At 39.3% G+C, this 6275-nt stretch carries 5 protein-coding genes; 3 read left to right on the forward strand and 2 right to left on the reverse strand.

Annotation, left to right across the window (positions count from 1 at the left end; genetic code table 11):
- The first annotated feature begins 103 nt into the window (after nucleotides 1–103).
- Nucleotides 104–1066 carry a M20/M25/M40 family metallo-hydrolase gene (locus AVJ20_RS14090; protein WP_416240553.1) on the forward strand — a complete coding sequence of 321 codons (963 nt, stop codon included), beginning with the start codon at nucleotides 104–106 and terminating at the stop codon, nucleotides 1064–1066.
- A gap of 416 nt (nucleotides 1067–1482) precedes the next feature.
- On the opposite strand, the gene lon is transcribed toward AVJ20_RS14090, so the two are convergent.
- Both lon and AVJ20_RS14100 read right to left on the reverse strand, forming a co-directional pair.
- On the reverse strand, nucleotides 1483–3909 hold the full coding sequence (gene lon / locus AVJ20_RS14095; protein WP_111885670.1) for an endopeptidase La: 2427 nt from the start codon (nucleotides 3907–3909) through the stop codon (nucleotides 1483–1485).
- A 147-nt stretch (nucleotides 3910–4056) separates the two neighbouring features.
- Nucleotides 4057–4644, reverse strand: a complete 588-nt coding sequence (locus AVJ20_RS14100; protein ID WP_111885671.1) for a 5-formyltetrahydrofolate cyclo-ligase — start codon at nucleotides 4642–4644, stop codon at nucleotides 4057–4059.
- A gap of 317 nt (nucleotides 4645–4961) precedes the next feature.
- Here AVJ20_RS14100 and AVJ20_RS14105 point away from each other — a divergent pair, with 317 nt between their 5' ends.
- Both AVJ20_RS14105 and AVJ20_RS14110 read left to right on the forward strand, forming a co-directional pair.
- A complete protein-coding gene (locus AVJ20_RS14105; RefSeq protein WP_086178794.1) occupies nucleotides 4962–5816 on the forward strand; it encodes an OmpA family protein in 855 nt (284 codons plus the stop codon).
- Nucleotides 5817–5856: 40 nt separating this feature from the next.
- The coding region (locus tag AVJ20_RS14110) for a BapA/Bap/LapF family prefix-like domain-containing protein (protein ID WP_162689773.1) at nucleotides 5857–6275 on the forward strand (419 nt) is incomplete at its 3' end.

The raw sequence follows: 6275 nt of genomic DNA on the forward strand, positions 1-6275 counted from the left end.
TTGTATGTTCAGACACAATTTGCAATTGAAATCGTGTTCTGCTTGCTGTTTAAATACGCAGCATAAACAGATTTGATCAAAGATGAAAATTGGAATAATAACAATGAAAAAAACATGGCAGGACGGTAAATTATTTTTGCTCAAGCAAGCAGCAATGCTTTCAATTTTTGCATGGTGTTCATTTGCGGCGTATGCCAACAATATTAGAACCGCTGAACCAGATAATTTAAAAGTCTATTTAGAACAAATTATTGGTAATGAAGCTGAATATCGTAACTATAAGAACATTCAAGAGTTAAACCGGGTGTCTGCTTGGATTCGTGAGCAGATGCGTTTATTTGGTGTGAATTGTCGTTTTCAAACCTATACCGTAAACAGCCAGCCATATCGTAATGTGGTCTGTCCCTTAAATGCAGGGCATAGCAACCGAGTGATCGTTGGTGCGCACTACGATGTATTTGAGGAGCAGCATGGCGCTGATGATAATGCTTCTGGCGTTGCAGGTGTACTCGAAGCTGCACGGATTCTTTCGGCTGAAAAAGCGCGTTTAAAACAAAATATTGAATTTGTATTTTATACCCTCGAAGAACCGCCATATTTTAGAACAGAGTCGATGGGCAGTTTTATCCATGCAAAATCGGTAGCAAAGGAAAAAGATAAAATTTCAGGTGTATATATTCTAGAAATGATTGGTTATTTTGATCCCAAAGTCACCCAAGAATATCCTGTTGGGCTGAAATGGATTTATCCATCGCATACAAATTTTATTGCATCGGTGGGGAACATTCAGTCTCGTGACTTAACCTCATCGTATTGTGCTGCGATGGAGTCATTGAAGCAACTACAATGTGAGCGCTTGATTTCACCGTCATTTATTCAGGGTGTGGATTTTTCAGACCATATGAATTATTGGCAATTTGATATGCCAGCGATGATGATCACTGATACGGCATTTTATCGTAATAAGCACTATCACACTGAGCAAGATACCCTGGATAAATTAAACTTAGACAAAATGGCTCAAGTGATCGATGGTTTAGTAAAAACCATCTTAAATTTGAAATGAGTGTCTTTAAAAACATGACATAAAAAACGCAGCCCCGAAAGCCTGTGGACTGCGATAAAAGGTCATCTACCTGGAGATGTAGATGACCATCTTGTTCCAATGATCATCACGCTTTTACACGTGATTGGAACCAATAAAGAAACATACAGCGCGTATATCTCTCTACTATATATGTGGGATAGAGGGCGATATTTCAAGTAATAGCATTCAAATTTTGTAAGACTTTCTGATTGGCTATTATTGATCTTGATGTCGAATTTGAAATAGTAATCCAATCAAAAGTTGTAGCTGTTGTCTTGAGTCTTGTCATAGCGAAGGATTTGAATGAAATTTTTCGAATATTTAGTATGAAAGAATAGATAGAAAAAAGCCCTGTCGAAACAGGGCTTTTTTCTTTTATTGCGAGTTGCTAGCGCTTAGTGACGAGCAGCTTTGCCACCTTCAGTTGCTTTGACAATCGGTGTCTTTGCAAGAGGTTTAGGCATATCAACCAAGGCTAGAGGTAAAATCTCATCAATCGATTTCACTGGTTTAATTTCTAGACCTTCTTTGACATTGTCTGGAATCTCAGTCAAGTCACGAACGTTATCTTGTGGGATAAAGACAAGCTTGATGCCACCACGGTGAGCAGCGAGAAGTTTCTCTTTTAAACCACCAATGCGCATTGCACGGCCACCAAGACTGGTTTCACCGGTCATCGCAATATCTGGGCGAATCGCAATGCCTGTAAACGCTGAAACAAGTGCGGTAGTTAGGGCCAAACCAGCAGATGGACCATCTTTTGGTGTTGCACCTTCTGGTAAATGCACGTGTACATCAGTTTCTTCAAAGCGAATCGCTTCAATACCCAGTTCATCTGCACGGGTACGTACAACGGTCATCGCTGCTGTGATCGATTCTTTCATGACATCGCCAAGAGAACCGGTGGTAATGAACTTGCCTTTACCTTTTACTGCTGCAACTTCAATCGTTAGCAGTTCACCACCAACAGATGTCCATGCCAAGCCGTTTACACGACCCACTTCAGCTTCTTCTTCGGCCATACCGAAGTCGAATTTGTGTGGACCTAAGTAGTCAGGAAGATTTTTCGAATTCACTTCAATTTGAAGATTTTTCGCTTTCTTGCTCACTGCTTCTTTTACCACTTTACGTGCAATTTTCGACACTTCACGTTCTAAGCTACGGACACCGGCTTCACGTGTATAACGTTGTACGATATCGCGAATGGCTTCTTCGTGAACGGTTAATTCCTTTGCACGCAGACCATTGTTCTTGATGGCTTTTGGAACAAGGTAACGTTCAGCAATATTCACTTTTTCATCTTCGGTGTAACCCGGTAGACGAATCACTTCCATACGGTCAAGCAAAGCTTCTGGAATATTCATGCTGTTTGCAGTACAGATGAACATCACTTCAGAAAGGTCTAGATCAAGATCTAAGTAGTGATCATTGAACTTGCTGTTTTGTGATGGATCTAGGACTTCAAGCAATGCTGAAGCAGGGTCTCCACGGTAGTCTTGCGCCATTTTGTCAATTTCATCGAGTAAGAACAGAGGGTTCTTTACGCCAACCTTAGACAAAGATTGCACAATTTTACCTGGCATAGCACCAATATAAGTACGACGGTGACCACGGATTTCAGCTTCATCACGCACGCCGCCAAGCGCCATACGGACAAATTCACGACCAGTTGCTTTGGCAACAGATTCACCGAGTGAAGTTTTACCTACACCTGGAGGACCAACTAAGCACAGGATTGGGCCACGAAGTTTTTTTACACGTGATTGAACAGCAAGGTATTCCACAATGCGGTCTTTCACGTCGTCTAAACCATAGTGATCGGCATCAAGAATATCTTGAGCTTTCGCAAGGTTAATGCTGACTTTGCTGGCTTTGTTCCATGGCGTATCTAAAATAACTTCTAGATAGTTACGCACGACAGCAGCTTCGCTCGAAGCAGGTTGCATTGCTTTTAGCTTACGGAACTCATTTTCAGCTTTCTTGCGTACATGTTCAGGTAAATCGGCTTCAGCTAGACGTTTTTCAATTTCTGCAACGTCATCTTCAGCACCGCCATTCATGTCAGAAAGTTCGCGTTGAATAACCTTCATTTTTTCATTTAAGAAGTATTCACGCTGATTCTTTTCCATTTGGCGTTTTACAGAATCATGTAAGGTTTGCTCAATTTGCTGTTCTTCTGACTGTTGTAATAAATACGTCATCAGCTCAGCTAAATGTGCTTCAAATTCATCATGCTCTAAGAATTTTTGTTTTACATCAATATTCAAAGGCACGCGTGTTGCTACGAAGAATAATAATTGTAGCAAATCATCAATTTTATTGGCTGCTGCAATCAATTCACGTGCGTTACGCAATTTTGCTTCTGCATATTGAGCAAATAAGGTGCGTAATTCTTCCACACGATTATTCTGAGTTTCTGAGTCAACAGAAACCGTCATTGGGCTTAATGAATGCTCGGCAGTCAGGTAATCATCGGTATCGATAATTTTTTCTAACTTGGCACGATATAAGCCTTCAATCAGTACTTTTATACAGTTTTCATCATTCTCATGATTCACAACTTGCACAATCTTCGCGACAGTACCGTATTGATATAAATTGTCGTGATCAATTTCTTCTGTAAGCGAATCTTTTTGTGCAACTACGAATACAAGATTGTCACTGTCACGAGCGACATTGACTGCATTGATCGACTTTTCACGACCCACAAACAGTGCAATTTGCATGTGAGGATATACAACCACATCTCGTAGCGCTAAGAGCGGTAATACGCTCGGAATTGTAGTTTCCAAGCTTTCTTCATTCATAATAATCTCAGACATGGGCACTCCTAATGAGTGACAACGGTGTTGCCATGTTTTTTATAGTGATGTGTATTTTTTAAATTACAAGGGTCATGCCAATTAAAATGTATAAAAAATGACTAAATATGTGATTTATAAGTGCAACTCAGTGTCAAAAATATCAAATTAACGCTTAAAACGTAAAAGATGGGAGGGGGTTAAAAGTGCATCTAAAGGCTGATCCCATGATTCTCTTTTTAGTGTTTCATTGATTAATTGAAAGTCATGTGCAAGACCTAGTCGGTAGGGCTTTTTTGGTGCAGTCGCGAGGGTTTTATCGTAAAAACCTCCACCCATCCCAATGCGCGTGCCGAAGTGATCACAAGCAAGTAAAGGTAAAATAAGTAGATCTAAATGGGCGACATGTTGACCACGACTGGCCATCGGTTCTTTCATGCCCAGTGGGTGATGAGAAAATCGTTGGTTGCAATATTGGTTGTGTGTAATTTCGACCCACACCAATTGTTGATTCATACTACAAATCATCGGTAAATATACATGTTTGTTATGGTTCAAGCAGTAATGAATGATTTTACTGGTATGAATTTCACCAAATGCATGCAGGTAAATGCCAATATGTTTCGCGTGTTGGAACGGACTAAACCTGATTAAGCGCTGTAAAATTTGATACTCGGATTGCAATTGCGGATGCTTGGGGACCTGTCGACGTTGACGGCGTAATTGAGCACGTAAGGTTTGAGTATTCAACTGCATGGCTTAAGTAGAAAAAATAAGGTTAAGTATATTTTATCGCGTTGCTGTCCAAAAGTCTGAAATTGATAAAACTTAATATTTACACGGAATTATTATCGTTCAGCTATTTTAATAAGTCTCATTCTACTACATCTGAGTGTTGTCAATTGGTTTTTAATTTTTGGTGAAAAATCGTCAAATAAGCTGAATATTTATTGTGAACAAAAGTGTGATTGATTTCGCTTTTTATGGTTATTTGGGTTACTTTTTTGTGTTTTTTTGTTTATGATATTGGGGTGAATAATTATTTAATAGAACGTTAATCGGAGTTTTTTTGTATGTTTAAAATGCCGTTATTAGTGAGTGCTGTGTCGTTGGGGATGGTTGCTTGTGTCTCAAATCAATATTCACAACCGACAAATTTACGTTTTCAAAAAGAACAAGCTGAAAATAGCCAAAAGATTCAGGTCAAACGTGATGCTGCGCTTTGTGCCGAAGATACAGCAGATCAACAAAACTGTCCGATTGAGTTTTATATAGACAGTATTCAAGCAGGCACTTTTTATATTAATAATTCAGCGAATTATCAATTAAAACCAGAGAATTATAATTTTAAAGTGAAAAACTGTACCACAGATACATGTCAAAGCTGTGATGTGGACTTAAACCCTGAAAAGTTGACTTCACGCGACTTTACACTTTCTGTGGATGCAGAAGGTAAACCTTTTATTTCTAATGCTGGGCAAGCTTTAATTTGTAAGACAGAAGATAAACCTCCTGTTCTAGCTACACAAGAAACCACAATGCAGGTCAATTTATCAGCCGATACCTTGTTTAAATTTAATGGTTCTTCATTAAATGACTTATTGCCAAAAGGCCGCCAAGAGGTCGTTGATTTAGCTTCTAAAATTACTTCTGGTTATGCCACTGTACGAGAAATTAAATTGGTCGGACATACTGACCGTTTGGGCAATGATCAATATAACCAAAAACTTGGTCAAAGCCGTGCAGATACTGTACGCAACCTGTTGGTTCAAAATGGTGTGGCTGCGAATGTCGTAAGCACTGCAAGTGCAGGTGAACAACAGCCTGTGACAGATGGTTGCTTTGCTGTAAAAGAGCGCGAAGCATTAAAAGCTTGCTTACAACCAGATCGTCGTGTAACTGTTGAAATCACAGGTATTGCTAAGTAATTAACATTTAAAAAATTAATACAGTCATTGTAGGTAAAGTATGTCTAATTTTATTGTTATTGAAAAAGACTCATTAAGTAAATCAACGGTTAATTCTGCGAATATCACATTAACCGAAGCGTCTATTGTTCACACCAAAATGCATCGCGATGATGTGGCTGAGTTTATCCGTGATGGCAATAACTTGGTACTAAAACTCAAAAATGGTGAAGTTGTTGTTATTGAAAACTTCTTTGTTCAATACGACGAAGTTGCTTCGGACTTAGTGTTTGAAGAAGATAACTGTGCTCTATATTGGTTTGATGGGGTATCCGGTTTTAAAGATATTCCGGGACTGGAAGCTTTGTTGCCAGCAGTCGAAGGCAGTAAATTAATTGGCCTTTTACCTTGGATTGTTGGTGGTGGTTTAGTTGCTGGGGGAATTATTGCAGCGACGGATGATGATGACGAGTCAAATGA

Source organism: Acinetobacter sp. CFCC 11171 (assembly GCF_003268405.1).
GTDB classification, from domain to species: Bacteria; Pseudomonadota; Gammaproteobacteria; order Pseudomonadales; family Moraxellaceae; genus Acinetobacter; species Acinetobacter amyesii.